Origin of the sequence: Massilia genomosp. 1, from assembly GCF_011682185.1 — a bacterium.
Lineage (GTDB): Bacteria > Pseudomonadota > Gammaproteobacteria > Burkholderiales > Burkholderiaceae_D > Telluria_A > Telluria_A rubra.
Genome location: NZ_WHJF01000418.1, coordinates 1 through 403 on the forward strand (window position 1 = coordinate 1; position 403 = coordinate 403).

Consider the following 403-nt stretch of genomic DNA (forward strand, 5'->3'; position numbering starts at 1 on the left):
CCCCGCTCCCGGAAACGATGTCAAAAGTACAGCACAAGAACGAACCCTAAAAACCCCACTACAACGCTCAAGATCACGACATACTTTGTTCAAAAACACACCCGACAAGTAGTCTGACACAGGGGGCCTGGCGCGATGAGGCCCTGCGGTCGTCGTTGGGGCGCCAGGTACACAACCAGCCAGCGCGGCATCGGTACTGGGACCGCCTCCTTTCCCTTGGTAATGCCGGGCGTGAAGGTTCGCCGCTCCCAGTCGATCCACTCCCAGCAGGCGCTGGCCGCTTCCGACTCGCGCAGGCCCAGGCCGTACATGAGACGCACAGCGATGGCGACGGACGGCGAGCGCGTGGTCGCCTTGTCGATCTCTGCCAGCCATTCGTCGGTGGTTTTGGTGGGCAAGGTGG

The 403-nt window shown here is 61.8% G+C and carries 1 pseudogene; it reads right to left on the reverse strand.

Annotation, left to right across the window (positions count from 1 at the left end):
* Positions 1 to 89: 89 nt before the first annotated feature.
* Positions 90 to 403, reverse strand: a pseudogene (locus F1735_RS34335) (hypothetical protein); the annotation flags it as partial.